Source organism: Cutibacterium sp. 37298 (assembly GCF_023838685.1).
Taxonomy (GTDB): domain Bacteria; phylum Actinomycetota; class Actinomycetes; order Propionibacteriales; family Propionibacteriaceae; genus Cutibacterium; species Cutibacterium acnes.
The window spans coordinates 85,679-110,389 of record NZ_JAJNRJ010000005.1 but is presented as its reverse complement, the minus strand read 5'-3'; the positions used below and the strand labels follow the sequence as shown (position 1 = coordinate 110,389).

General features: G+C 59.8%; 26 protein-coding genes and 1 tRNA gene. 7 read left to right on the top strand and 20 right to left on the bottom strand.

Going from position 1 to position 24,711, the window contains the following annotated elements:
* Positions 1 to 17: 17 nt before the first annotated feature.
* The 4 genes from LRP59_RS11325 to LRP59_RS11310 all read right to left on the bottom strand — a co-directional run bounded on the left by LRP59_RS11325 (position 18) and on the right by LRP59_RS11310 (position 2,948).
* Entirely contained in the window at positions 18 to 185 is a 168-nt protein-coding gene (locus LRP59_RS11325) for a hypothetical protein (RefSeq protein ID WP_252236871.1), read from the bottom strand.
* 167 nt (positions 186 to 352) lie between these two features.
* Positions 353 to 1,609 carry a tyrosine--tRNA ligase gene (tyrS, locus tag LRP59_RS11320; protein ID WP_002514214.1) on the bottom strand — a complete coding sequence of 419 codons (1,257 nt, stop codon included), beginning with the start codon at positions 1,607 to 1,609 and terminating at the stop codon, positions 353 to 355.
* Positions 1,610 to 1,692: 83 nt separating this feature from the next.
* The gene (locus LRP59_RS11315; protein WP_002521289.1) at positions 1,693 to 2,241 is read right to left on the bottom strand and encodes an arginine repressor; all 549 of its coding nucleotides are present in this window, start codon (positions 2,239 to 2,241) and stop codon (positions 1,693 to 1,695) included.
* Between the two features lie 95 nt (positions 2,242 to 2,336).
* Positions 2,337 to 2,948 carry a TetR family transcriptional regulator gene (locus LRP59_RS11310; RefSeq protein ID WP_002514216.1) on the bottom strand — a complete coding sequence of 204 codons (612 nt, stop codon included), beginning with the start codon at positions 2,946 to 2,948 and terminating at the stop codon, positions 2,337 to 2,339.
* Between the two features lie 12 nt (positions 2,949 to 2,960).
* Between LRP59_RS11310 and bioB the strand changes: the two genes are divergently transcribed.
* The gene (bioB, locus tag LRP59_RS11305) at positions 2,961 to 4,127 is read left to right on the top strand and encodes a biotin synthase BioB (protein ID WP_002514217.1); all 1,167 of its coding nucleotides are present in this window, start codon (positions 2,961 to 2,963) and stop codon (positions 4,125 to 4,127) included.
* 241 nt (positions 4,128 to 4,368) lie between these two features.
* Here the strand turns inward: bioB and pheT are convergent, their stop codons facing one another.
* The 7 genes from pheT to LRP59_RS11270 all read right to left on the bottom strand — a co-directional run bounded on the left by pheT (position 4,369) and on the right by LRP59_RS11270 (position 11,157).
* Positions 4,369 to 6,888 carry a phenylalanine--tRNA ligase subunit beta gene (gene pheT / locus LRP59_RS11300; protein ID WP_002514218.1) on the bottom strand — a complete coding sequence of 840 codons (2,520 nt, stop codon included), beginning with the start codon at positions 6,886 to 6,888 and terminating at the stop codon, positions 4,369 to 4,371.
* Positions 6,885 to 7,994 carry a phenylalanine--tRNA ligase subunit alpha gene (gene pheS, locus LRP59_RS11295; RefSeq protein WP_002514219.1) on the bottom strand — a complete coding sequence of 370 codons (1,110 nt, stop codon included), beginning with the start codon at positions 7,992 to 7,994 and terminating at the stop codon, positions 6,885 to 6,887. Before pheS ends, pheT begins: the two co-directional genes overlap by 4 nt.
* A gap of 122 nt (positions 7,995 to 8,116) precedes the next feature.
* Positions 8,117 to 8,938 carry an RNA methyltransferase gene (locus LRP59_RS11290; RefSeq protein WP_002518404.1) on the bottom strand — a complete coding sequence of 274 codons (822 nt, stop codon included), beginning with the start codon at positions 8,936 to 8,938 and terminating at the stop codon, positions 8,117 to 8,119.
* Position 8,939: 1 nt separating this feature from the next.
* A complete protein-coding gene (rplT, locus tag LRP59_RS11285) occupies positions 8,940 to 9,311 on the bottom strand; it encodes a 50S ribosomal protein L20 (protein WP_002514221.1) in 372 nt (123 codons plus the stop codon).
* Between the two features lie 103 nt (positions 9,312 to 9,414).
* Entirely contained in the window at positions 9,415 to 9,621 is a 207-nt protein-coding gene (rpmI, locus tag LRP59_RS11280) for a 50S ribosomal protein L35 (RefSeq protein WP_002514222.1), read from the bottom strand.
* A 100-nt stretch (positions 9,622 to 9,721) separates the two neighbouring features.
* Positions 9,722 to 10,363: a translation initiation factor IF-3 gene (gene infC / locus LRP59_RS11275; protein WP_002514223.1), complete on the bottom strand. Its 642-nt coding sequence runs from the start codon at positions 10,361 to 10,363 to the stop codon at positions 9,722 to 9,724.
* A 353-nt stretch (positions 10,364 to 10,716) separates the two neighbouring features.
* A complete protein-coding gene (locus tag LRP59_RS11270) occupies positions 10,717 to 11,157 on the bottom strand; it encodes an SseB family protein (protein WP_002521294.1) in 441 nt (146 codons plus the stop codon).
* 117 nt (positions 11,158 to 11,274) lie between these two features.
* Between LRP59_RS11270 and LRP59_RS11265 the strand changes: the two genes are divergently transcribed.
* A complete protein-coding gene (locus LRP59_RS11265) occupies positions 11,275 to 11,874 on the top strand; it encodes a hypothetical protein (protein ID WP_252236869.1) in 600 nt (199 codons plus the stop codon).
* A gap of 61 nt (positions 11,875 to 11,935) precedes the next feature.
* Here LRP59_RS11265 and hisG read toward each other — a convergent pair whose 3' ends face one another.
* From hisG to LRP59_RS11240, 5 genes are all read right to left on the bottom strand, one after another.
* The gene (gene hisG, locus LRP59_RS11260) at positions 11,936 to 12,790 is read right to left on the bottom strand and encodes an ATP phosphoribosyltransferase (RefSeq protein ID WP_002514226.1); all 855 of its coding nucleotides are present in this window, start codon (positions 12,788 to 12,790) and stop codon (positions 11,936 to 11,938) included.
* 57 nt (positions 12,791 to 12,847) lie between these two features.
* The gene (locus LRP59_RS11255) at positions 12,848 to 13,114 is read right to left on the bottom strand and encodes a phosphoribosyl-ATP diphosphatase (protein WP_002514227.1); all 267 of its coding nucleotides are present in this window, start codon (positions 13,112 to 13,114) and stop codon (positions 12,848 to 12,850) included.
* A 66-nt stretch (positions 13,115 to 13,180) separates the two neighbouring features.
* A complete protein-coding gene (pnuC, locus tag LRP59_RS11250) occupies positions 13,181 to 13,852 on the bottom strand; it encodes a nicotinamide riboside transporter PnuC (RefSeq protein ID WP_002514228.1) in 672 nt (223 codons plus the stop codon).
* 68 nt (positions 13,853 to 13,920) lie between these two features.
* Entirely contained in the window at positions 13,921 to 14,715 is a 795-nt protein-coding gene (locus LRP59_RS11245; protein ID WP_002514229.1) for an SCO1664 family protein, read from the bottom strand.
* Between the two features lie 2 nt (positions 14,716 to 14,717).
* A complete protein-coding gene (locus LRP59_RS11240; protein WP_002514230.1) occupies positions 14,718 to 15,299 on the bottom strand; it encodes a DUF3090 domain-containing protein in 582 nt (193 codons plus the stop codon).
* 202 nt (positions 15,300 to 15,501) lie between these two features.
* On the opposite strand from LRP59_RS11240, the gene LRP59_RS11235 reads away from it, so the two are divergent.
* Positions 15,502 to 16,476: an aldo/keto reductase gene (locus LRP59_RS11235; RefSeq protein WP_002521298.1), complete on the top strand. Its 975-nt coding sequence runs from the start codon at positions 15,502 to 15,504 to the stop codon at positions 16,474 to 16,476.
* Positions 16,477 to 16,487: 11 nt separating this feature from the next.
* Here the strand turns inward: LRP59_RS11235 and LRP59_RS11230 are convergent, their stop codons facing one another.
* Both LRP59_RS11230 and LRP59_RS11225 read right to left on the bottom strand, forming a co-directional pair.
* Entirely contained in the window at positions 16,488 to 17,798 is a 1,311-nt protein-coding gene (locus LRP59_RS11230; protein WP_002514232.1) for a citrate synthase, read from the bottom strand.
* Positions 17,798 to 19,162, bottom strand: a complete 1,365-nt coding sequence (locus LRP59_RS11225) for a M20/M25/M40 family metallo-hydrolase (protein ID WP_002514233.1) — start codon at positions 19,160 to 19,162, stop codon at positions 17,798 to 17,800. Before LRP59_RS11225 ends, LRP59_RS11230 begins: the two co-directional genes overlap by 1 nt.
* A gap of 139 nt (positions 19,163 to 19,301) precedes the next feature.
* Here LRP59_RS11225 and LRP59_RS11220 point away from each other — a divergent pair.
* From LRP59_RS11220 to LRP59_RS11205, 4 genes are all read left to right on the top strand, one after another.
* Positions 19,302 to 19,387, top strand: a tRNA-Leu gene (locus LRP59_RS11220).
* A 581-nt stretch (positions 19,388 to 19,968) separates the two neighbouring features.
* Positions 19,969 to 21,102, top strand: a complete 1,134-nt coding sequence (locus LRP59_RS11215) for an alpha/beta fold hydrolase (RefSeq protein WP_002514234.1) — start codon at positions 19,969 to 19,971, stop codon at positions 21,100 to 21,102.
* 218 nt (positions 21,103 to 21,320) lie between these two features.
* Positions 21,321 to 21,536 (top strand): CsbD family protein, encoded by a 216-nt coding sequence (locus LRP59_RS11210; protein ID WP_002514235.1) that lies wholly within the window; start codon positions 21,321 to 21,323, stop codon positions 21,534 to 21,536.
* A 21-nt stretch (positions 21,537 to 21,557) separates the two neighbouring features.
* Positions 21,558 to 22,088, top strand: a complete 531-nt coding sequence (locus LRP59_RS11205; RefSeq protein WP_002521301.1) for a methylated-DNA--[protein]-cysteine S-methyltransferase — start codon at positions 21,558 to 21,560, stop codon at positions 22,086 to 22,088.
* Here the strand turns inward: LRP59_RS11205 and dprA are convergent.
* Positions 22,063 to 23,196, bottom strand: coding sequence for a DNA-processing protein DprA (gene dprA, locus LRP59_RS11200; protein WP_002514236.1), 1,134 nt, complete (start codon positions 23,194 to 23,196; stop codon positions 22,063 to 22,065). The two genes, LRP59_RS11205 and dprA, sit on opposite strands and share 26 nt — an antisense overlap.
* A complete protein-coding gene (locus tag LRP59_RS11195; RefSeq protein ID WP_002533590.1) occupies positions 23,193 to 24,677 on the bottom strand; it encodes a YifB family Mg chelatase-like AAA ATPase in 1,485 nt (494 codons plus the stop codon). The genes dprA and LRP59_RS11195 overlap by 4 nt, the downstream gene beginning before the upstream one ends.
* Between the last annotated feature and the right edge of the window lie 34 nt (positions 24,678 to 24,711).

Genomic DNA, 24,711 nt, shown 5'->3' with positions numbered 1-24,711 from the left:
AGGCGACCCGACCAACCCTACCACACCAACCCCGAAACCACAAAACCACGATCCCAGAACCAGCCAGCAGAACCAGCCAACCACACCACCACCAAAGCAGCAGCCCGGAAACCATACCCGAACACTCCCCCGCCGTCAAACCCGACAAGAAAACATCCCAGCACAACCACCACCAAGAACCACACACGCAGCCCCCAACGGCCCAACACACACTACACACACACCCACCACCAACACAAACCCACACCCACCAACCACCCGAGGCGTTTGTCTGGCACGCATCTGCGGGTACACAAAATCGTCCGGGGACCGCCCAACTAGCGGCCCCCGGACGGATCATGATCAGGACAGGTCAGCGAGTCAGAGCACCCACAGTCTTCTTTCCACGGCGGACCAGAGCGACACGGCCACATAGGAAGTCGTCGTCAGTCAGACGCTGATCAGGATCAGCGACTTTAACATTGTTGAGGTAAGCCCCACCCTCGGCGACAGCACGCCTGCCCGCAGACTTGGTGTCAACCACACCAGCGGCAACCATCGCGCCAACCACTGTCGGGTACTCGCCACCTTCGTGATGGGCGGCACCGAGCTCGTCAGACAGAGAGAGCACCGTCCGCTCATCGAGGTCGCGCAACTCGCCACGTCCGAAGATGGCCTGGGCTGCAGCCTCGGCAGCCTTACGCTGCTCCACACCATGCACCAGATCGGTCAGGTCGTCCGCAAGGCAATGCTGAGCCGCTCTACGCCACGGTTCCTCCTCAGTCTTACGGGCAAGATCCTCAATCTCCTCCCGAGAACGAGGGCTAAAGATTTTGAGGTACTCAATGACCTTTGAGTCCTCCGCGTTGAGGAAGAATTGATGAAAGGCATAGGCGCTCGTCAACTCAGGATCCACCCATACCGTCCCAGACTCCGTCTTGCCGTACTTGGTACCGTCGGCCTTAGTAATCAACGGAGTCACCAACCCATGAACAACGTCACCGGTCGTCTTGCGAATGAACTCAGCACCGGCAGTGATGTTTCCCCACTGATCCTGAGCACCCGTTTGTAACGTACAGCCATAGCGTTTATGAAGTTCGTAGAAGTCCAGCGACTGCAACAGGACGTAGCTGAACTCCGTGTATGAGATACCGCTTTCTAGTCGTCGGGCAACGACGTCGCGGGCGAGCATACGGTTGACTGAGAAATGCTTGCCGACGTCGCGCAGCAAGTCTAGGGCTGTGTACTTAACCGTCCAGTCGTAATTATTGACGATCTGAGCAGCATTCCGGCCATCAGTATCGACATACTTGCTCACCTGGTCCTTGATCGACTCCACCCACTCAGCAACGACTTCCCGATCGTTCATATGTCGCTCGCCGGTCATCTTAGGATCACCAATAAGACCGGTCGCCCCACCGACGAGGAGCAACGGCTTATGGCCGCGTTCCTGGAGGGCTCGCACCAGCATCAACTGGACAAGATGGCCAATATGGAGGCTTTTGGCGGTTGGATCAAAGCCCACATAGAAGGTGACGGGTCCTTGGGCGAGGTGAGCCTCCAACGCCTCACGGTCGGTGGAGTCAGCGACGAGGCCCCTCCACTCCAGGTCGTCCAACAGATCCGACACGTCATCTTCCTCTCGTCAACGACCTCGTGCGAAGCCGACTGACTATAAGTCTAGCGATGGGCCCGACCAGACAGTCTGTGTGTTCAAGCAAATTCCTCACGCACCGAGCGCGACAGGATCTCAGCCGGCACCCCCGTCACGGCCATTTGCGAAAAGGCATCCGCAAGTTCTCCTGCATCCACCCCAATAGCACATATCAACGCGATAGTGTCATCTCCAGCAATCGTCCCCAACACGATGTCCAGACCTGCCTTATCAATGGCCGATCCGTAATACTGGGCCGCACCTGGTGGCGTTTTCAGGACGACCAAGTACTCGTTGTTCCGTACCCCGGTACACAGTTCCTTGGTCATCCTTGCCAACTTGACCCACGCCGGCGATCCTGTCGTCACATCGGAGGGATGCTCGCCCTCGGGAATCGAATAACACGGGTTCCCAGCATGATCACGTCCACGCACAGCACCAATCTCAACCAAATCACGTGACAACGTGCCTTGAGAGGCCACAAAACCCTCAGAAGCAAGGATCTCCCCTAGCTCAGCTTGGGAGGAGATTCGTCCCTCCTCAATTAAGACGCGAATCCGGGCATGCCGCGCCGTACGTGAGGTCGGTGCACACTGCCCCTCACTCATCGAACCCCCTCGGTTACGCCCATCAGGAGCGCCTACTAAACATTCACCTAGCTACATATATGTACCATGGTGAGCCATGGAATCCAGTTGCTAGTTCACAGCAAAGAGACAAGACCGGCGACAAAAATGGCCAGGGCCAGGTCAAAATCGTCATCTTGTCTGGCCGGATCAATCTTGCCCACCACCCCGAGGTCATGCAACTGGGTACGGGTCTGCTCCTCCATCGTGTGGCCAAGCACCAAGTGCACCAAGGCCCGACAGGCCGAATCCGCACGCTCGCGGCAGACCCCCTGACACTCCATAAATTGGCGCAACTTAACGGTTGGGTCGGTTTTCCCTAGTCCCACCGAAATCGTCGACGCAACGAGTTCAGCACCGTCACGGTGAGCAAGGAGAGTAACCCTAAAACATCGCGCCCATTCGTCAACTCCGTCGGAAAGTTCGGCGTCCTGAGATGGCACCGTCGTTGGGCCTCCGTCAACCGCAAGAATTTCGTCGCTTACCGCAGCAAGCAAGCTCTGCTTATTAGCAACGTGCCAGTACAGCGCTCCCGCCTTCACTCCAAGACGCTCAGCCAGACGTCGCATGGACAGGTCGCCGAGCCCGTACGCGTCGAGAATCTCTACTCCTGCCCGAACAACGTCCGGCTTCGTCAGGCTCACGATGACTCCCTTGACGACGACACCATTTCCGGGGGTAGTCCACATTGGTGCTGCCTCATGGACTACATTGAATCCCGTTCAATCCTGAACGGCGTTCAGGACGTCTCCAGTCTCGGAAGGACCAGAGTATTGCTGAATCTAGCCGACATGACCGAACGCGGCCTGAGGGGGGAGTCCATTACCCGCGAAGAGGCCCTCGAGATTCTTCGCAGCAGTGATGATGAGCTCATGTCAATCATCGCCGCCGCCGGAAAAGTGCGTCGCCACTTTTTCGATAACCGGGTTCGCCTCAACTACCTGGTCAACCTCAAGTCCGGCCTGTGTCCCGAAGACTGCTCCTATTGCTCGCAGCGTCTGGGATCGCGTGCCGAGATCATGAAATACTCCTGGGCCGATCCGCAGAAGGTACACGACGCCGTCGAGGCTGGGATTGCCGGTGGTGCACGTCGCGTCTGCATGGTGGCCTCCGGTCATGGTCCATCTCGGCGAGACGTCGAGCGCGTCAATGGCATGGTACGTTCCCTCAAAGCCGACCACCCCGACGTTGAGGTTTGTGTCTGTTTGGGGTTTGTCGACGACAAGAAGGCGGCTTCCATCAAGGAGGCGGGCGCCGACGCCTACAACCACAATGCCAATACCGCTCGCTCTCATTACGGCGAGATCTGCAGTACCCACTCCTACGAGGACAGGATGGATACCGTCGAGGTCCTCAAGCGCAATGGTCTGTCGCCCTGCTCCGGAGTTATTGCCGGCATGGGCGAGACCGACGAGGAATTCGTCGATGTTATCTTCGACCTGCGCAAGCATGGGGTCGATTCGGTGCCGGTGAATTTCTTGCTCCCCTTCGAGGGCACTCCGCTGGCCGGTGGAGCCCAGCACATCACCCCACAGTGGTGCCTCAAGCGTCTAGCCATGGTGCGCTTTGTTCACCCCGACTCCGAGGTGCGCGCCGCTGCCGGGCGTGAGCAACACATCCGTACCATGCAGCCGCTGGCCCTTGAGGTCGTCAACTCGATCTTCCTGGGGGACTACCTCACCAGTGAAGGGGCTGCCGGCGCCGCCGACCTGCAGATGATCGAGGATGGTGGATTCGTTCCGGAGGGGGCTGACGGTCAACCGATGGTTCACACCGACGTCAATTCGCATCGTTCAGCAAACCTGCCCGTCAACGCGGTCCCGATCCGTCATCGCGGCATCGGAACCGAAGTTCCGGCGAACGCCTGACTACCCGAGTCACATCGTGGGGTGGGAGCGATGGCGTCGTCTCCACCCCACATACGTCAGTTGTGCTGGGAGTCCGCCGTCGTCACAGACTCCGGCGGCGGGCGGAAACCAGGACGCCTGAGCGTCCAAAACCCGTCCCTGCCTCATAATCGATCAAGCTGCGCGACTCACCGGAGGTCTGTGTCCCGAACTCACCTCGGCTCGCGAAGGCCTCGCACGATCCTCGACGACATTGGCAGCGTCAGGACCTCAACTGGGCACCGCAGGTTTCCTCAGCCCGCACCACCGCAGCGTCACGAGCCTCGAGGGCCTCAGAGTCGGTCAAGGTTCGGTCAGCTCCCCTCAGCCGCAGGTTGAAAGCCAACGACTTGCGGTTATAACCCACCTGCTCGCCCTCGTAGACGTCGAAAAGCTCGACGGACTCAAGCAACGGTCCCGCTCCCTCGATGAGAGCCTGCCGAACATCCTCTGCAGCAACAGACTTATCAACGACCAGGGCAACGTCCTCCTTGGCGACCGGGAAGCTTGAAATAGCCATGACCTCACCACCGCGCGGAGCCGCAGCTACCAAAGCATCTAGATTGAACTCGACCGCACAGGTGCGCTGAGGCAGACCAGCCTTCGACACTACTGTGGGGTGCAACTCACCAGCATGGCCAATGACCTTCCCATCGACGATGAGAGCCGCACAACGACCGGGATGCCATGGAGCCTGACGGTCAGCCTTGCGCACCAGCCTCACGCCAAGAGCATCAGCAGCCTTCTGGGCGACCAGCACAGCGTGTCGCCAGTCAGCCTTGACCGACTCTCCATCCCAGCGATCGGGCAGCCAGCTGCCACAGATCACGGCCGCGAGCATGCGCGGCTGGGCTGGCAAGGCGGCGTCGATCTCGGCAAGGACTTCATCGGAGGGGCGCTCGTCGACACCGGGACGCGGTGCCGCAGCCGGAGTGACGGCGCGGAATACAGTTCCGCTTTCGAACACTGCAAGATCATCCTGAGATCGCGACATATTCGTCGTTACTGCATGGAATAGACCAGGCAACAACGTAGTGCGTAGGTAGGGGCGAGTATCGTCAAGCGGATTGGCAAGTTTGACAGTTGCGTGACGCGTGTCATCACCGCTAATGCCGAGAACGTCGAGATCCTTATCCCCGATGAATGGCAAGGTGATGAGCTCGACGAACCCAGCCTCGACAACTGAACGCAGCACCCGACGACGACCCCGCTGAGCCTTCGTCAGACCGCTAGCACCCAAGCTCGGGGGCAGAACAGCCTTGATGCGATCAAACCCAATCTTGCGGCCGATCTCCTCAACATAGTCGTAGGCATCAACAAGGTCAGGACGCCAAGTCGGGGCAACAAGGTGAAGGGAGTCCCCCAATGCGGTCACCTTAACCCCAGAACGCGTCAAGATCTCGATGACCTCTTCAGTTGGCACCTTCGTGCCGAGAATCCGGTTAGGTAAATCAGCGTTGATCGTTTGACGTGGCATCTCGGGGACCTCACCAACGACGGTGGGCTCACCGACGGTGGCACCGCCGTACTGGGCGAGCAATTCCGCTGCGCGAACGGCTGCGGTATGGGCGCAAATCGGATCAACGCCCCGCTCAAAGCGGCGGGAGGCCTCCGAACCGAGCTTGTGGCGTCGGTAAGCACGAGCGACCGTCATCGGGTCGAAGTGAGCGCCCTCGAGGATGATTGACGTCGTCTCAGCAGTCACTTCGGTGGCCGCACCACCCATGACGCCAGCCAGGCCAATGGCTCCCAAGTCGTCGGCGATGACTAGATCGTCAGGATCGAGGGTGCGATCGGTGTCGTCGAGGGTCAATAGATGCTCACCCTCGTGGGCCTTACGGACCACAATCGTCCCGCTGACGTTGTCGGCATCATAGGCATGAAGCGGCTGACCAGACTCCAACATGACGTAGTTGGTAACGTCGACAACCAGATTAATCGGACGCATCCCGGCACGGGTGATACGGTCGGTGATGAACCGGGGCGTTGGAGCGCCGGGGTTCATACCACTGACCGGCAGAGCGATGAACTGGCTGCAGGCGTCAGATTGGACGTCCACAGCAACGGGACCCAGCACCGGACCGATGGGCTCATCGTCGTAAGGGTCGCGAAAGTGTACCGACATGGCGTGCGCCACCTCGCGGGCGATGCCGCGCATCGACATGCAGTAGCCGATATCTGGAGTGACGTCAACATCCAGGACCTCTTCGGGGACCCCGAGAATCGGCAAGGCGTCCTCGCCGGGAACGAGCTGGTGACCCTCCACCGATGGTGGCAGGGTGATGATGCCGGCGTCGTCGACACCGATACCCAACTCGTCGGAGGCACACAGCATGCCGTCAGACATGTGGCCGTACGTCTTTCGGGCACTAATGGCGAATCCGCCGGGGAGCACGGCGCCAGGCAGAGAGACGACAACCCAGGCTCCCTCGACGGCATTGGGAGCGCCACAGATGATGCCGCGGCCCTCGACCCCCTCCTCAATGTTCTTAGGATGTCCCTCTGCGTTATAGCGGGGGCCAACGTCAACCCGGCACCAGTTAATGACCTTGCCGTTCTTCTGCGGTTCGGGAACCGAAGAAAGAATGTGTCCGATCACGATCGGGCCGGTCAGCTCCCCACCAACGACCTCGACCTTCTCAACGGTCGCTGTGTGGTTGGTCAGCGCCTTGGCCACCTTGTCAGTAGTGGTGCCGTCTGGCAGATTAACCATGGCCTGCAGCCATGACATAGGAACCTTCATCGTGCTCCTCCCCTCAGTGAGCGGCTGAATCGAACGTCACCCTCGACGAAGTCGCGCAGGTCGGGGGCATTGTTGCGGAACATCACCGTGCGATCGATGCCCATGCCAAAGGCAAAGCCGGAGTAGACGTCCGTGTCGATACCGCAGGCAATAAGTACCCGTGGGTTGACGACCCCGCAGCCGCCCCACTCGATCCACCCCTCGGAACGGCAGGTGCGGCACGGACGATCAGGGTTGCCAACCGAGGCCCCATGACAGACGAAACATTCCAGGTCGACCTCAGCGCTGGGCTCGGTGAAGGGGAAGTAGTGTGGACGGAAACGGGTGCGCACGGCACCGAACATGGCGCGGGCAAAAGCGTCGACGGTGCCCTTGAGGTGACCCATGGTGATGCCCTTGTCGACGCACAATCCCTCGACTTGATGGAAGACTGGAAGGTGAGTGGCATCGTACTCATCGGCACGGAACACCTTGCCCGGGCTGATAATGCGCACCGGAGGTTGCTGCTTAAGCAAGGTGTGGATCTGCACCGGACTGGTAGCTGTGCGCATGCACTTACCGTCATCAACCGGGTCGAGCCACAGCGTGTCCTGCAAGGCACGAGCCGGGTGATCAGTGCCAAGGTTCAGAGCGTCGAAGTTGAACCACTCGGATTCAGCTTCGGGACCCTCAGCAACTTCCCAACCCATAGCAGTGAACACGTCGCAGACGTTGTCAATAAGAGCCGTGATCGGGTGCGGAGCACCTTGAGGCGAAGTAACAACCGGCAACGTAACGTCGGTGGTTTCCGCTGCGAGTCGGGCCTCAAGCTCAGCCTCGGCAAGTTCCTGTTGGCGAGCCTTTAAGGCCTGATTCACCCGCCCTCGAGCCTGCCCAATGCGCTTACCGGCATCCTTGCGGGCAGCAGGCGGCAGCGCACCAATCTCGCGGTTGGCCAGAGCCAGCGCAGACCGGTCACCGGTATGAGTGATACGCACCTGCTTAAGCTCAGCAGTAGTAGAAGCCCGGGCAATCGCCTCCAAGGCCTCGGCCACCCGGGCCTCGACCTGATCGGCGTCCAGGGCGCTTACCTGGACCGGGTCATAATTCGTGTTGGGGCCACTCATGGGCCTTCCCCCTGATGGGTTGACGTTGGACAACGCGCGTGTTCCGGACACACGTGTACGACTAATGGACATAAGTCTAGTGGCGTCGACGCCGTCAACAATGGCCGGGCGCCCTACACTCTTCAGGCTCGCTGTTCACTTGCTGTGGCGTACAGCACTACTGCGGCTGCGGTTGAGAGGTTGAGAGACTCGGCGGCCCCCCACATCGGGACCCCCACGATCTCATCAGCTAAAGCTCGATCGGCCTCAGGAAGCCCCCACGCCTCATTACCCATCAACCATGCAATAGGCCGCTTGAGGCATCCTGACCGAGCAACGACGTCAAGGCTATGACCTCCCCCGTCAGCCGCCAATACCGACATCTGGTGTTGATGGGCCCACTCAACCGCATCGGCCAGCTCGACACCGACAACGACGGGCAAGTGAAAGATCGACCCGACCGAAGAGCGAACCGTCTTGGGGTTATGTGGATCAACCGATCCCCGCGTCAAGATGACGCAATCGGCGCCAAACGCGTCGGCGCAGCGGATGACCGTTCCGGCATTTCCGGGATCGCGCACTTGAGCGCAGATGACGGCGAGACGAACAGCTTCGTCAGGCAGCTCACGACGCGTAACCTGCCGACATACCGCGAAGATCCCCTGACTGGTGACGGTATCAGAAAGCGCATTGACATCCTCGTCAGTGAGCACCACGACCCGAACGCCACGACATGTAGCCACCTCGACATGCTCAGCATCGCGAGCTGGGTCCGAGGTTGCCAACAAATTGACTTTACCCGGCCATGCTAGGGCTTCACGAACTGCCTGCGCACCTTCTACCAAGAACAGCCCGGACTCATCGCGTCCGCGCCGAGATGAAAGACGACGGGCCGAACGCAATGACCCCTTCGAGATGCGATCCCATCCCAAATAGTCGTCGTTCGGCCCGCCAGTCATGGCCATCTCAGGCAGCAGCGTTCTGCGGCTGGTTAGCCTTAGCGACCTCGACCAGGCTGTTGAAGGCGTTAATGTCGGAGACGGCAAGCTCAGCGAGCATCTTGCGGTCGACCTCGACGCCAGCGTTCTTCAGACCGTTGATGAAACGGTTGTAGGTCATGCCCTGGGCACGGGAAGCAGCATTGATGCGCTGGATCCACAGCGAGCGGAAGTCACCCTTCTTAGCACGACGGTCACGGAACGAATAAGTGGCCGAATGGAGGGTCTGCTCCTTGGCCTTGCGGTACAGGCGCGAGCGCTGACCACGGTAACCGGAGGCCTGATCGAGGACCTCACGACGCTTCTTCTTGGCATTCACAGAACGCTTCACGCGTGCCATAGTGATTCTCCTTGGATCTCCCGGGGTCAATCCCGGATTGGTTCGAGGCGGATATCGCCCAACGGATTTGGGGGGACGTCGTCAGCCGCGACGTCGGCTGTCATCAACGGCCAGGATGACCAGCGAGCAGCTTCTTAACCTTGGCAGCCTCGCCCTTGGACAGCACGGTCTCCCCGGTCAGACGGCGAGTAACGCGCGAGGACTTGTGCTCGTTGAGGTGGCGTTTGCCGGCCTTGCGAGCGGTGACCTTGCCCGAGCCGGTCACCTTGAAACGCTTCTTCGTCCCGGAGTGGCTCTTCATCTTGGGCATGGATAGCTCCATTCGTTCATGTATGTCGTCCCGCGAACCGGAGGGAAGGTCCCGGGCTGGCTCACCGGCGAAAACCGGATCGCCAGGTTCTGAGCAACGCTCAGAGGTCAATGTCAGGATCCATATTGTCGGCCGGACCCTTCTTCTTCTTTTTCTTCGCAGTGCCTGCAGCAGCCCGCTGCGCAGCCTCGTAGGCCTTATCAGCCTCAGCAGCCTCGGCACGCTCAGCGGCGCGACGGTCACGCTCAGCCTTCTGATCCGCCTTGGCCTGGTTCTTCTTACGAGTCGGAGCCAGGATCATGAGCATGTTGCGGCCCTCCTGTTTGGGAGGAGACTCGACGGTCGCGTACTCAGTCAGATCATCGGCAAGACGACGCAGCAGGTTGACCCCGAGCTCCGGTCGAGACTGCTCACGACCACGGAACATAATCGTGATCTTGACCTTGTCCCCGGCCTTGAGGAAGCGCAGAACGTGGCCCTTCTTGGTCTCATAATCGTGGTCATCAATCTTCGGACGAAGCTTCATCTCCTTAATGATGGAGTTCGCCTGGTTGCGTCGTGACTCCCGGGCCTTTTGGGCCGCCTCGTACTTGAACTTGCCGTAGTCCATGAGCTTGACGACAGGGGGCCGGGCCTGCGGAGCCACCTCGACGAGGTCGAGGTCCTGCTCGCGGGCAAGTTGCAATGCCTGCTCGACCCTGACGATGCCGACCTGTTCGCCATTAGGGCCGACCAGGCGCACCTCGGGAACGCGAATCCGCTCGTTGATGCGGGGTTCAGTACTGATGGGGTCCTCCCGGATGTCTGTTCTCTTAGATCGTGGCGCATAACTGCGCCTCCACGATCCGGATACAAAATAAGGCCCTCGCGAATGCGCGAAGACCTGACACGTGGGATGTACACACATCCCGCCAAGCCGATGAAACTCATCAGCATAACCCGGCGAACGGAATCCGCCTAGGTGGGAGGTCAGGCCCCCGCTTACGCAAGACCAGTTTTGCCCTGATCGCTTCGCTCATGGTACGGCAAGAGATGACATCGCCACAAATCGGGGCTAAACGTAGCGAGAGGACGACACCGGCGAAACTGACAGGGTCATCCCAACCCCCCGCTGCGCGCCCATCCCCAACCATCATCGAGTTTCACGAGTCGCCCGCCATCCTCGATTGGCTTGAGGACATCAGTCCCGATGACGAGGGGCGCTGGACCAGCCACGTCAATAAGAAGGGCATCAGCCGCCACCTCGGTCACTGTGGCCGCAAGATCTGGGAGACGGCCCGGTACCGGACGAGCCCGCGAGTCCCACGCTGTGAGGGAGTCAATCCCGGTGAATGCCAACAGAGCGGTGTCTCCTAACTTGTTAGTGAGCTTCACAGCACCGATTTCCCCCTCCTCATCTGCCATCACCGGCATGAATAGGCGTACTCCTGCGCACAACGTGGACACTGCTTCAAGGTAGGACTGTCGGTAAACCTCCGGATCGTCAGTAAGACAAGTGGCCAGGACGGCGCGAGCTCGGGGATCGGCGTCTCCCATGTCGCCGCCGGTCGGAGATAGTGGAACAGACACCTGCAGAACACTAGTTGACAGTCAACGCCAGAATCAGCGAGTCCCAGAACGCAAGTACGCCCCTGGATGTGGAACAGTGGAGGTATGAGCGAACCGACCGTCGTTGCCGTCGTCACCATTGTGCTGATCGTCCTACCGCTGCTGTGGGCCCTGTCGGGGTGGTTTTCCCGCCGCTCCTCACGCGCCATGCTTCGCGGAGTGGGTCTAGCTCTCATTCCTGTTGGTCTGGTACTAACTGGCCTGATGCGCCTTCTCGTCCGGGCGATCCGCCTCGTCGTGGATTGGTTCGCCGGTACGGTCATGACGACGACCATTTGGATCGGCATCATCGTCATCGCTGTGGGCCTCGTTACCTGGTTTGTGTCTGGGATCATGTCACCGGTCGATCGCGAAACTGGACGTCAGCGTCGTCAAGACCATACTGCCCGTAAGCAGGCGCGCGGCGACTCGCAAACCAAGGGTCCTCGCTCTACAAAGACCCCGGACCACAATCCCACAGGTAATAATGCCCCGACAACCGGTGCGGCCCCGTCACAAGGTGCCTCAAAAGCTCAGCAGACCCCAACCGACGCGCCGGTGGCCACGTCAGGGCCTGCTTCCAGCCCGAAGCCCACGATCTCGACTGCCGATAAGGACGAAGACGCCGAACTCGAGGAGATCTTGCGCAAGCGCGGGATTGAGTAATCCCTCGTTCACAGACACTCCTGTCCCGGAGTTCAGAACCCGATCACTGCCTGATATCCGACTACAGGCGACATGCAGATAACTCGGTTGACAAAATCGCTCGAGCGCCAGCGTCCCACAATTGGTCCATAAGGCCTTGCACTACTATACGCGGCACCATAGCTCGCACGGCATACCAGCCGTCCTTGGACAACGGCGACACTGTGGGAGCCTCGAGCCCCGGCGTCAGGGCGGTAGCGGCATCAAGAGCTTCAGCGGGAACATCGTAGTCGACCATGACGTAGGTACGAGCGACCTGCACGCCGTCAATACGACGCATAAAGTGATCAAACGTCGTACTACCAGCGAAGTCTCGACGTTGAACCAGCACAGCCTCAGACTCCAAAATGACGTCACCAAAAATCTCGAGGCCAGCCCTGCGCAGGGTTGTCCCAGTCTCGACGACGTCAGCAATTACATCGGCAACTCCGAGGCGGATCGACGACTCAACTGCACCGTCTAAGTGAATGAGGTGAGCATCAATCCCCCGCTCCGTCAGAAAAGCGCTCAACAGGCCGGGGTAAGAGGTAGCGATCCGCTTTCCCGCCAGCCCTTCAATAGTGTTTTGGGGACTCTTAGGAGCGGCAAAACGAAAGCGGGAATGACCAAACCCCAGCCCTTTGATCTCGGTGGCATCAGCATTGGAATCAAGTAAGAGATCCCGTCCGGTAATACCAATATCGAGGGTCCCCTCCCCCACATACACCGCGATATCGCGAGGCCTCAGATAGAAGAACTCCACCCCGTTCTCCTCATCAACCAGGGTGAGATCCTTGTGATCTGTGCGTTGGCGGTAGCCAGCCTCGGCGAGCAGGGAAGACGCTGCCTCTGAAAGAGCACCCTTATTCGGCACAGCAATGCGAAGCAAGTCGGACATGAAGTCTCCTCAGGGATTATCAGGGATGACGATGACAGGTCGGGAATGTCCGGGAATTCACAGATGCTTATAGACGTCGTCGAGCGACAAGCCCTGCTTAATCATCATGACCTGCAGGTGATAAATCTCCTGGCAGATCTCCTCAGCCAACCGTTCATTGCCCTCGTGCTCGGCTGCCATCCACACTTCGGAGGCTTCCTCCACGATTTTCTTACCGATGGCATGTACTCCGCGGTCAAGCTCCTCGACGGTTCCCGAACCTGCAGGACGGGTCTGTGACTTTATTGCCAGCTCGGCGAAAAGTTCCTCGAATGTCTTGCTCACAGTTGCCAGGCTACCGATTGTCCTAGCACCGCCACAGATGCGCCCACGTGACGGACCGTTGCTATGTCAGTGACAGGGGTCGTCGGTGACCGCACGTTGGGCACGCCACCACGTCACAAATCCGTATAGGCAGAAAGCTCCATAGAAGACGTACATGAGAGCGCTCGGGTAGTACTGAGCCGTGGCCAGTAGCGGGACGCCAACGACATCGACCGCAATCCACACAAACCAGAACTCATTCCAGCCGCGCGCCATCCCCCAGGTCGCAAGGATCGATCCAGTAAGAATCCACGAATCCGACAGCGGACCCCAGGACCCCAATGCCTTGAGAGCGAAGGTGAAAACAACAAGCATGATGACAGTAGCTGTCAGCGCCAAAATGCGTTCTCTACGAGTGGCCCAGCGCGGGTGGACGGCCACTTGGGACGCGCCATTATTGTGCCGGGTCGCTGCCCAGACCACCCAGCCATAGGCGCTTGTCGCGAGGAAAAAGATCTGACGCCCAGCCTGTCCCCACAGATTAAGGTCCTGCGGAGTGTGAAATACCCCACCGAGAAACACCGTGAAAAGGATGACGTTGCCGATAATGCCGACTGGCCAAGCCCATAGTCGACGTCGGGCACCGCCGAGAGCCGAGGCAAGCCCGAATAGATTCCCAATGACCTCACGCCACAGGATCGGCTTTCCTAGACCCACATCAAGCTGGGCATTAAGCAGGGACGCGAGAACGTCGGACACAGTACACACCTTTCCAACCACCCACAGGTGGCCGCCCTATTCTCGCAGATCGGCAGCAGTCCGTCGCATCACATCGGAGGCCACGGCAAGGCAGGCCTCAGCCCGCTCGGTCCCGGGAAGGCATCAAACTCCAGAAGACCCTGGGCACGTTGTCTCACCGCATCGATCTCCTCTGGGGTAATGAGATCCTCAAAATCAGTGTCAGCAATGGTAAGGACCTCGTCGAGCATCATCTCCTCGACAGGCTCCAACGGCTGACCAGCCCATCCCCACAGCACCGTTCGAAGCTTAGGATCTGTGTGAAAGGTCAAGCCATTATCGACCGCCCAGACGTGGGCAGTACCACCGAGATCAGGATCAGGACCGACTAAGACATGTCCACCCTTACGATCAGCGCTATTCACGACGGCGTCGAATAGGGCCAGGGCACGCAACGCCGGGTGAGGAGAATGGGCAAGCCCAATCTCCCGATCATCTTCGTCGACCCCCAGCAGAAACCCGTGCCAATGCGGTGGAAGACGCTCGGTCACGTCGACACGAACCAGAGGGCTCTCAACGTCGTCGGCGATCCAACGCTGCATCGAGCCAGGTCCTTGTGGTCCATCGCCGACGAGAACCGTCACCGGCACAAGACCGATACCCATCACCTGGGACAAGAGGCATGCCGCTACCTCCCGCCTAGCGAGGGTGCCCGATGGGAAATCGTGGAGACGACGTTTGCGGGCTGTCGGTTTATACACCCACAGCCGAAGGTCGGCATCACGCACCAGCAGCGCACCGTTACTGGAACCAGGCAAGGCCCCCTCAACGTGCCATGGAGCTCTCGGCCCGGGAGGACATGGCAGATTCCAGGGATTCGTCACGCTCACCACACCAGGGGCTTACGGTAGCCATTCGACCGCGGGCACAGATGGCCCTCGGCCGAGAGGATCTGCTGCGAACAATATGGGCAGTATTGACGCCCGGATGCGACGACGACACGGCACCTCGCGACGAACTGGCGAGCTTGAGACGTCGTCATGAGGATTTCCAGGGAATCTGGGGCCACCTCAGGGAGGGTTGTCAGCAGCATTGCTGGGTCTTTGATCATGAGTTCGTCATCGCTGGCAGCGTACATCTCGATCTCGATGCGCTTAGTCTCATCGTCAAAGGCCATCGCCATCGTCCCAACGGCGAACTCTTCCTCGAGTGGCGCATCGAGAGGGGCCAGATCGTCTGGGTTGTCGACTGACGGTGGGACGAATACATCCGCAACATGCGCAGCCAGACCGTCCAAGATCCTGTCCATTTGAAGGGCAAGCTGATCGATCTGGACCTTTTCACAACGGACTGTCACGACTCGGGAACCCTCACGGACTTGCAGATGGAAGACACGCGCTCCTGGCTGGCCCACGGTGCCGACCACCACACGGTCGGGTCGTTCGAGTCGGAAGGTGCGACGAATCATATTCCTACCCTAGCTACGCGATCGAGATACGCGGGTTGGCGACCGTTTCGCTGGGTGTCTCCACCAAGGTGCCGCCGGCACTCGATGCCACCCCGGCAGGCTCGTCGGGGTGCCAATGAAGAGCTTGGAGACGTCAGGCTTCGCTGTTCTGTCTCAAGGTCGGCTTGAGGGTGCTCCGTTAGGGTGATCGGGGACGAGGAGGATGCACATGCGCATGAGAACCGTCGGGGCCAGCGGCCTCAAGGTATCTGCCATTGGGCTAGGGTCCCTGACATGGGGCGGGCAAACCGACGCTCGTGAGGTTCGCTCGTTGGTTCGTCGCTTCGTTGACGCCGGTGGCAATCTCGTCGATACCGCACCAGCGTATGGAGGCGGGTTCGCCGAACAACTCATCGGAAAGCTCACCCATACCGATATCAGTCGAGATGACCTTGTCATAGCGACCAAGGCGGGATTCATTGTTGAAGGCCATAAGAGAATCGTCGATACGTCACGCAGTGCGCTGCTGCGTGACCTCGAAGGGTCCCTGCGCCGTCTCCACACCGATCACGTCGATCTTTGGCAAGTTCATGCCTGGGGAGATGCCCCCATCGAAGAAACCTGTGCGGCACTCGACCATGCCGTGACATCGGGAATGGCCCGGTACGTCGGGGTCTCCAACTTCGTGGGTTGGCAGGCCGCCACGGCAGCGACCTGGCAGCGGGCAACCGGAACACGGACCCCTCTAGTCAGTAACCAGGTGGAATACTCCTTGCTGGCTCGACGTGCTGAAATCGAGGTCGTTCCTTCGGCCCAGCACCACGGGATGGGACTTCTGGCATGGTCAGCGCTAGGTCGCGGCGTGCTGGGAGGCCGGTACCGACACGGAACCCCTAAGGATTCCCGGGGCGGTTCTGATCGCCTGTCTTGGTTCGTGCAGCCCTATCTGACGCGCAAGTCCAACGCTGTCGTCGAGGCTATTGTGAAAGCGGCCGACGGGCTGGGAGCGACGGTCCCGCAAATCGCGCTGGCATGGGTGCGTGATGCCCCTGTAGTCGCCTCGGCTCTTGTCGGACCGAGGACCACCTCACAGCTCGAAGAATTGCTCAGAGCTGACGAGGTCAGTCTTCCTAAGGAGATCACCTCAGCCCTCGACGACATCACCGGCGGGCCAAACCTCGCCCGCGAAGAAGCCTAGGGTCAAATAGCTCAGCGCTCGCCGCGTGGCACCCACGGAGTCGATACCGGACCATCGTAAAGCTCGCGAGGACGGGAAATCCTCGTTGTCGGATCCTCAAAAACCTCCTTCCAGTGGGCGATCCAACCAGCCATCCGCCCGATAGCGAACATGACAGTGAACATGTTCAGCGGGATGCCGAGCGCGCGTAAAACGATCCCGGAATAGAAGTCCACGTTGGGGTACAGCCTGCGCTCGATGAAGTAGTCGTCGGCCAGCACAGCTTCCTCCAGCTCCATGGCAACGTCGAGCAGCGGATCCGGTTTGTGCATGGTGTCGAGCAGCGGACCGACGACACTGCGGAAGATTCTCGCTCGGGGGTCCCAATTGCGGTAGACGCGATGCCCGAAGCCAGAAATCCTCTCCCCCGAATCTTTGGCCTTCGCCAGGTATTGACGTGGGGTGAGTCCAGAATTGCGGATACGTTGTAAGGCGAGCACAGCGTTGACGTTGGCGCCACCGTGGCGGTCTCCCCACAGAGCGCACACTCCGGCTGAACACGACGTGAAAAGGTTGGCACCCGAGGACCCAACCATCCGCACTGTCGAGGTCGAACAGTTCTGGCCGTGATCAGCGTGTAGCACGAAGAACAGGTTGAGGGCTCTTGCCGCCACCGGATCCGGCTCGTAGGCGCGGTACGGCAGAGAAAACATCATGTGCATGAAATTTTCGACATATTTGAGGTCATAGCGCGGGTAAATCGCTGGCTCCCCAATAGACGCCTTATAAGAAGCAGCCGCGATCGTCCTCACCTTGGACATGAGCTTGGCAGCCGCGTCGGTGAAGGACTCCTCATCAGTGATTCTCGGACGGTCGTGGGTGCTCATCGCGTTGATCATCGAGGACATGATCGCCATCGGGTGGCCGTTAGGTGGGAAGGCATTGAAGTGAAGGTTCATCGACCGGTGTAATGCCGAATACTCGGTCAAGCGATTCCGGAAGTCGTCGCGTTGAGCCTCAGTGGGCAGGTGACCGAAGATCAGCAGCCAGGCGGTCTCCACAAAGGAGACGCGCTCCTTAGCTAAGGTCTCGATGGGTAGGCCACGATAGGTGAGCACGCCTTCTTCGCCGTCGATCCACGAGATCGCCGAGCGGCAGGACGCAGTATTGGCGAATGCCGGGTCGAAGGTTGTCACCCCGCCGGTTAGTTGACGAAGGTTAGAAATGTCGATGACTCGATCGCCGGTGGTTCCTGCGATAACGGGCAAAGTGTATTCCTGGCCGTCCAGGATAAGGGTTGCCGTTGGTCCGCCCTCCGGCTTCTTATTTGGGACACTCATCATCAGGCCTCCTGCAGTATGTGATCGACGACCTTGGCACCGAAAACGAGGGATCTGACGGGGACTCTCTCGTCGACTCCGTGGAAGAGACTGATAAAGTCGAAATCGGCCGGCAATCTCAGCGGAGTGCAGCCGTAGCAATTGATTCGTCGACCGTCAGGCAAAACTGCGAACCCTTTAGCGTCGGTTCCTGCCGAATTGAGGTAGGGCAGCACAACAGCCCCTGGGTCCTCAGCGTCAACGGCCCGGCGAATCGCATCGACGGCTGCTCCCTCAAAGGGCGCCGCTGTTGCCGGCTTGCGGGAGATCGTCTCGAAGTCGATTCCAGGACCAGCCAAAGACTTAATCGTCAAAATTATATCCTCCTCGGCCCCGGGGATGAATCGGGCGTCGACCTCGGCGCTGGCACGCGTCGGCACGACGTTGACCTTGTAACCCGCCGATAGCACGGTCGGGGTGACATTGTGCGCGCAGCACGCAGCCACCATGCGCGACAGGGGCCCAATGGGAGACAGGCTGGATTCGAGATCATCGCGGTCGATCGTCAGACCCCACATGGCGGCGACCTGGTTAAGGAACTCTTCCTGGACCGGGTGATGTAGGTCGGGCCATTGGTAGGAGTCGATACGGGACAGGGCATCAAGCACACGGGTGACGGCGTTGTCCGGGTTGCGCATAGACCCGTGCCCTGCGCTGCCGGTGGCGCTCATCCGGAACCACCACAGCCCCTTCTCGGCGGACTGGATGACGTAAACTCGCTTGCCCTGCGGCGTCGTCAAGGAAAAACCACCGACCTCGCTGATGGCTTCGGTGACGCCGTCAAAGGCCTCCGGATGAGTGGCCCCGAGCCACGTTGAACCGAGGGTTCCGGAGCATTCTTCATCGGCGAACATGATGAAGCGAATGGGGCGGGACGGCGCTTCACCTCGACGCTGACGAGCCCGGATAGCCGAGAGGACCATCGCCAGAAACCCCTTCATGTCGATGGCGCCCCTCCCCCACACGCAGTTGTCGTGGATCTCGCCAGACAGCGGGTGATGAGTCCAGTCGGCAGCCTCGAAGGGGACGGTGTCGCTATGGCCGTGCAGCAGCAGGGCGGGACGACTCGTATCGGTACCTTCCGGCGCCCACTCGGCGACCAAGGTGACACGGCCGGGCTCGGATTCGTGGAGGGTCACGCCGACTCCGATTTCATCGAGGAGCCCGGTCACGTAGTGACACATCTCGACCTCGCCCCGAGCGTCCTGTGGACCAAAATTCTGCGAGTCGATCTGAATCATTCGCGAGCAGATGTCGACAACTTCGGCCTGCGGGCAATCTGGCCCGTCGACAAGGTTCTCGACGGTCATACTGAACAGATCTGACATGTCGCGATTGTGTCACCAGGAAGGAGCTAGACCCCCAACCGGGACGCTCAATGGACACTGATTTGCATTGCTGGCCGAAGGTCCATTACAGTTCTGTGACTGTCCGGTACCGCGCAAAAGCGTAGGATCGGCGCCCCGAGTCCGGGTGGCGGAATTGGTAGACGCGCTAGCTTGAGGTGCTAGTGGCCGATTAAGGCTGTGGAGGTTCAAGTCCTCTCTCGGACACCCCGGGATTGGTCCCCGGCCAAGTTTCTTGGCCGGGGACCTTTGTTTTTAGTCGTGTTGTGTCAAGTTGTGTGTGGTGCAGGAGAGGTCGGGTTAGTGAATTCCAGCCCTCAGACCTGGCCAATGCGGGACAGCGACCAAGGCGGCCGCGATCTCGCTCCGCCATCGATCACGGCCAGCCCAGGCACTAAGAGTTGGGTGGGCAGGCCGTTAAAACTGCTTTCGCTTCCCGGTCACACCATTGCCAGTGACGACACGTATGCTGGTGACCGCGACCAGCACCCACGCTCCTGACGCGGGCGACTCATGGTGCACGCTACGCTCACCGCACCTACGAGTGGGCCTATCCGCCGTCACTGTGCAACCATGGCCTAATGCTCAATAACGACCATTGCAAAGGCAAGGTGGGATAGTCGTGCTAACGATACCGAGGATGGTCATCCTCCCAGGCTGAAATTCGCCTCATGCACGGTTACCCAGACCAGCTCGCCGGCAGCCCATGACGAACCTCAGGGCTCCTATCGTACGTAGCAGTCGCCTTCGAGGATGAGGCGGCTCAATCGACGCAAAGGAGCATCTTGATGTCATTCCCACGCAAACTCAGCGCATTGGCGGTTGCCAGCACCATGGCGGTGACCGGCGTAACCATGGCAACTCCGGCCCTGGCCAACACCGGCACCAGTTCCCAGCCGGCCGCAGCGGCACCCGCTATCAACCAGGTCCACAAGGAGACCGGCTACTTCAAGACGACCGATAAACTGGGAACCCAGCTCTTCTACCGCAAGGACATCGTCCCCAACGCTAAGGGAGCCGTCGTCCTGGTGCACGGGCTTATGGAGAACTCCTCCAACTACGAGTACCTAACCAAGAGCCTTACCAACGCTGGCTACAGCGTCTACCGCTTCGACAATCGTGGCCATGGGCGTAGCGCGGCCCCGTACATCAACAACGCTATCCCGCGCGGCCAGTTCGACGACTGGTGGAACATCGAGTCCGACATCCATCAGGTAGTCGGTACCGCGCACAAGGAAAATACCGGCAAGAAGGTGTTCCTGCTGGGCCACTCAATGGGTGGAATCGCCGTACAGTCCTACGGAATCATGTATCCAGGAACTGTTGACGGCATTGTGTCCTCCGGCGGCGGCACCATCGTCAACGTGGATGGTCCCGACACCGAGGGTGCCACCACCATCACCCCCGACAATCTCAATTTCTTTGCTCGTCACGCCCTGCCCCAGATCAGCCAGCTTCTCCCGATGGCCCAGCTGACCAGCTTCAACGGACGCTTGGTGAAGGACCTCGTCAAAAATCCCAAGGCGATTCGGATGCCTTCGGGTCCGTTGTCTGCTGACATCATTCTGCCCGGCTACCCGCCATACGGCCTGTGTTCCGATCCGGCGGTCCGCTTCGACCACTGGCACCGCGACCCGCTGTACAACCATTACATGCGTCTCGGACTCGTCGAGCAGATGGGTGTCGCCGAGGCTTACAACGTCATGAATGCCCACGATTTCAAGGCTCCAACCTTGATCATGCATGGCGAGAACGACGGCCTGGTGCCCAGCTACTTCGATGTCAACTGGTACAACGCCATCACCTCGAAGGACAAGAAGATCATCCAGTGGCATGGCCTCATGCATGAGATCTTCAACGAGCCCACTAAGGATCAGGTCATCAAGACCGCCATCGACTGGATCGACGCCCACAACAAGTGAGCTAACCCGTCCTGATCCTGCCTGAGGTTGCGTCCCCGCGATGAGTCGAGGGGACGCAACCTCTGCTCTCCCTCATCGCTTGACCTCGCCCTTTGAATCCCCGACAATCCCACAATCCTTTGAATATAAACCCCTAGTCGAACTTGGGTAGCCGAGTAAAGTATGGGGTATGACCCTGGGCTGACCAGCGGCCCTGGGACCAACGAAAGGAGTGACTGGTGGGCCTGAGTGATAAGATCAACAGCAAGAGCGACGAAGCCGTCGGCGCTGCTAAGGAGAAGATCGGTGGCCTCACCGATGACAGCGATCTCAAGAGCGAGGGCGCCAATCAGAAGGCCAGTGGCAAGGTAGCTCAGAAGGTCGAGGACGTCAAAGACAAGGCGAATGACCTCAAGCACAATATCCAGGCTGCGGCTGACAAGCTAAAGGGGTGATAAAGTCGGGCGGGGCATCAGGTGCCCGGCCCGCTTCCTGCTATGACAGCACAGTCCCAGCACCGCTTCGGCACCGTCATTGGCGAGTTAGAAGTAACAGCCACCGCCAACGGGCTCAGTCGGCTCGTCTTCGTCAAGACAGATCCGTCACCGTCACCACCACTTTCGACATCGCACGCTCACCGCAGCGGTGACATCATCTCGTGTGCCATTGCACAGGTCACCGAGTACTTGTCAGGATCGCGGACCTCATTCGACGTAGCGCTGGATCTTTCTGCGACGACGGACTTCCAACGCGCTGTGTTAACCGGGTTGCAGACAGTGCCTTATGGGCAAACTGTCAGCTACCGCCAACTTGCGAGCATCATTGGACAACCGAACGCGTCGCGCGCTGTCGGCCACGCCTGTGCAACAAACCCCCTGCCCATCCTCATTCCGTGCCACCGCGTGCTACGCAGTAACGGCCAGCTAGGAGGCTATCTCGGTGGTCCTCGCCTCAAGCGCTTCCTCCTAAATCTAGAGAGTGTCACCTCCGCTCCCTTGCCAGCGTGACCGACCAGGTGCCGTCGAGGCAACAAGCCGCCATGCCGAGTTGTTCGAGGACGCTTAGCGCAGCCGAACACTGAGCAACGGGAACTCCAGCCAAAACCGCTAGCTCATCTAGCCCGCACGATCCATGAGCAGGAAGTGCCTCATGAACAGCCAGCTCAGTGGCATCCAGGATATCAGTCGGCAAGCTGCGCCCTGCTGGTCTCTCCGGTTCTGGGGCGAGCTCCCCAACAATCCCTCTGACGTCGTCAGCATCGCGCACCAAGATCGCCTCACCATCACGGATCAGCTTGTTCGTCCCCGTCGACCGACTCGAGGTCACTGACCCGGGGACTGCCATGACGGCATTTCCTAATGCGTTGGCCCAGGACGCGGTATTGATCGCTCCCGACCGCCACCCAGCTTCCACAACGACCGTGCCAGTCGTCAGTGCCGCGATGAGCCGGTTTCGGGCTAGGAACCCAGGTCGCGTCGGGTGACGGCCCGGCGGTAGCTCTGAAATGAGGGCACCTGTTCCCGCGATCTGTTCCAGCACTGCGCTGTTGCCACGGGGATAAAGGGTGTCAAGTCCACATGCGAGGACGCTAACCGTGTTTCCGCGAGCGGACAATGCCCCACGGTGAGCCGCCACATCGATACCGAACGCGCCGCCAGATATAACAGTATGGCTCCCCGTTCCGTCACAGTGTCCCCGTACTAGGTGGTAGGCCATTTCTACGGCGACGTCTTGACCATAGCTGGTAGCAGACCGGCATCCCACAATGGCCACCGACCGCTGTGAGATATCAGCGAGGTGAGCAGGCCCCATAACCCACAGCCCCACAGGTGCCCCACCCATTCCAGATTTCCCCACCCCCGCGAGGCTGTCGAGACTCGTAGGCCATTCCTCATCCCCTGGAATGAGGAACCTCATCGCAGCCTTTTCCGACCGCTCCACGAGTTGATCGACGTCGAGCGATTTAGCTCGTTCATGCCATCGTTCGCCAGAATCGGTGAGTAGTTTCCACCACAGCTCCTCAGTGGTCATCTCAACTAGTCGTTTCGCCATCACCCCCGGCTCGGCAGCAACTGTCAGAGCGGCCCGCGCCAATCTCTCGCTCGTCCACGTCATCGCAATCTCCCTCGTCGCATTCCCATGGCCTCCGCCACACACGCTTTGTCAACCCCGTCCTTGCCCTCGAGGTCGGCCACCGTCCACGCGATTCGCAACACTTTGTCGACACCCCTTGCTGTGAGCCGTCCGGTCGTTAGAGCATCTTCGATAATCCGAGTGGCGTCGTTAGCCGGCAATATCTGTCGTAAGACTTTTCCTGGCACCTCGGCATTGCATCGCCAGGGAGCTCCCCGCCATCGAGCGGCAGCACGCTCACGGGCTTGCGCAACCCGCTCGTGCACTACTGCACTAGATTCCCCCGCGGGCAAAGCTGATGCATCAAGCAGATGCGCGGACGTCAGCGGTCGCATCCGCACTGTGACGTCCACTCTGTCTAAGATCGGGCCCGAAAGCCGGCCTGAATATCGGCGAACCTGTTGCGGAGTGCACGTGCACCGTCCCGATGGGTCATCGGCCAGCCCACACGGGCATGGGTTCAGTGCCATGACGAGCTGAAACCGAGCTGGGAACGTCGTGTGTGCCTGAGAACGTCCGATAACGATTTCCCCAGTCTCCAGCGGTCCACGCAGCGAGTCCAACACCTTTGGCGCGAACTCCGGAGCCTCGTCGAGAAACAACACCCCTCGATGCGCTAGCGAGATCGCGCCGGGTTGGGCAATACGTGCTCCCCCACCGACCATGGCCGCCATCGACACCGAATGATGGGGTTGAGCCAGTGGGGGCTTCGTCATGAGACGCCCACTCCCTCGCCCGGCCAAGGAATGCAGCGCGGTGACTTCGAGAGCGTCACGGTGATCAAGTCGGGGAAGAATCCCGGGTAACCGTCGTGCCAGCATAGATTTCCCACAACCAGGAGCACCACGTAGCAGAATGTGGTGACGACCCGCTGCCGCTACTTCAAGGGCTCGGCGCGCCTCGTGCTGGCCGATAACCTCCGCTAAGTCTCCGATCCCCGGATCGGTGTCGGGAGACCCCACAATGGGGCCCTCAGGAGGCACCACTGGACGACCATGTAACACGTCGACAACGTCACCCAGATGGCCGACTGGCCATATCGTCAGTCCCTCGACGAGACTGGCCTCATCACTCTGACTAGCCGGCACTACCGCCCGCTCAAACCCAGCCTCCCGCGCCGCTAGCAGCGCGGGCAGCACGCCGCGCACAGGCCGTACTCGGCCGTCCAGCCCAAGTTCTCCAATCAGAACCGTCGATCTCAAGAGAGCCTGTGGGACCTTTCCATCAGCAGCGAGCGTCGCTGTAGCAATGGCCAGATCAAAATGCGTCCCAGCCTTTGGTAGACCAGCTGGCGTGAGATTGATCGTCAACACATTGCTAGGCCACGACAACCCCGTCGCGCAGACAGCGGCCCGACATCGGTCCCGGGCCTCGTGGAGGGCCGCGTCTGGCAGACCGACAAGCACGGTACGCGGCAGTCCGGACGAAATTGCGGCTTCCACCTCAACCATGGAGCCTTCCATCCCTACCAACGCGACTGACCACGCACTTGCGCCG

Excerpts from the sequence above, each read along its gene's own strand:
- hisG (WP_002514226.1), bottom strand. The coding sequence starts at position 12,790 with ATGTCCGACTTGCTTCGCATTGCTGTGCCGAATAAGGGTGCTCTTTCA.
- LRP59_RS11310 (WP_002514216.1), bottom strand. The coding sequence starts at position 2,948 with ATGTGGACTACCCCCGGAAATGGTGTCGTCGTCAAGGGAGTCATCGTG.
- pheS (WP_002514219.1), bottom strand. The coding sequence starts at position 7,994 with ATGAGTGGCCCCAACACGAATTATGACCCGGTCCAGGTAAGCGCCCTG.
- bioB (WP_002514217.1), top strand. The coding sequence starts at position 2,961 with ATGGACTACATTGAATCCCGTTCAATCCTGAACGGCGTTCAGGACGTC.
- rplT (WP_002514221.1), bottom strand. The coding sequence starts at position 9,311 with ATGGCACGCGTGAAGCGTTCTGTGAATGCCAAGAAGAAGCGTCGTGAG.
- LRP59_RS11265 (WP_252236869.1), top strand. The coding sequence starts at position 11,275 with ATGAGCGAACCGACCGTCGTTGCCGTCGTCACCATTGTGCTGATCGTC.
- pheT (WP_002514218.1), bottom strand. The coding sequence starts at position 6,888 with ATGAAGGTTCCTATGTCATGGCTGCAGGCCATGGTTAATCTGCCAGAC.
- LRP59_RS11235 (WP_002521298.1), top strand. The coding sequence starts at position 15,502 with ATGCACATGCGCATGAGAACCGTCGGGGCCAGCGGCCTCAAGGTATCT.
- LRP59_RS11195 (WP_002533590.1), bottom strand. The coding sequence starts at position 24,677 with ATGGAAGGCTCCATGGTTGAGGTGGAAGCCGCAATTTCGTCCGGACTG.
- LRP59_RS11315 (WP_002521289.1), bottom strand. The coding sequence starts at position 2,241 with ATGAGTGAGGGGCAGTGTGCACCGACCTCACGTACGGCGCGGCATGCC.
- LRP59_RS11240 (WP_002514230.1), bottom strand. The coding sequence starts at position 15,299 with ATGATTCGTCGCACCTTCCGACTCGAACGACCCGACCGTGTGGTGGTC.
- dprA (WP_002514236.1), bottom strand. The coding sequence starts at position 23,196 with ATGACGTGGACGAGCGAGAGATTGGCGCGGGCCGCTCTGACAGTTGCT.
- LRP59_RS11290 (WP_002518404.1), bottom strand. The coding sequence starts at position 8,938 with ATGGCCATGACTGGCGGGCCGAACGACGACTATTTGGGATGGGATCGC.
- LRP59_RS11270 (WP_002521294.1), bottom strand. The coding sequence starts at position 11,157 with ATGGGAGACGCCGATCCCCGAGCTCGCGCCGTCCTGGCCACTTGTCTT.
- LRP59_RS11230 (WP_002514232.1), bottom strand. The coding sequence starts at position 17,798 with ATGATGAGTGTCCCAAATAAGAAGCCGGAGGGCGGACCAACGGCAACC.
- rpmI (WP_002514222.1), bottom strand. The coding sequence starts at position 9,621 with ATGCCCAAGATGAAGAGCCACTCCGGGACGAAGAAGCGTTTCAAGGTG.
- LRP59_RS11225 (WP_002514233.1), bottom strand. The coding sequence starts at position 19,162 with ATGTCAGATCTGTTCAGTATGACCGTCGAGAACCTTGTCGACGGGCCA.
- LRP59_RS11215 (WP_002514234.1), top strand. The coding sequence starts at position 19,969 with ATGTCATTCCCACGCAAACTCAGCGCATTGGCGGTTGCCAGCACCATG.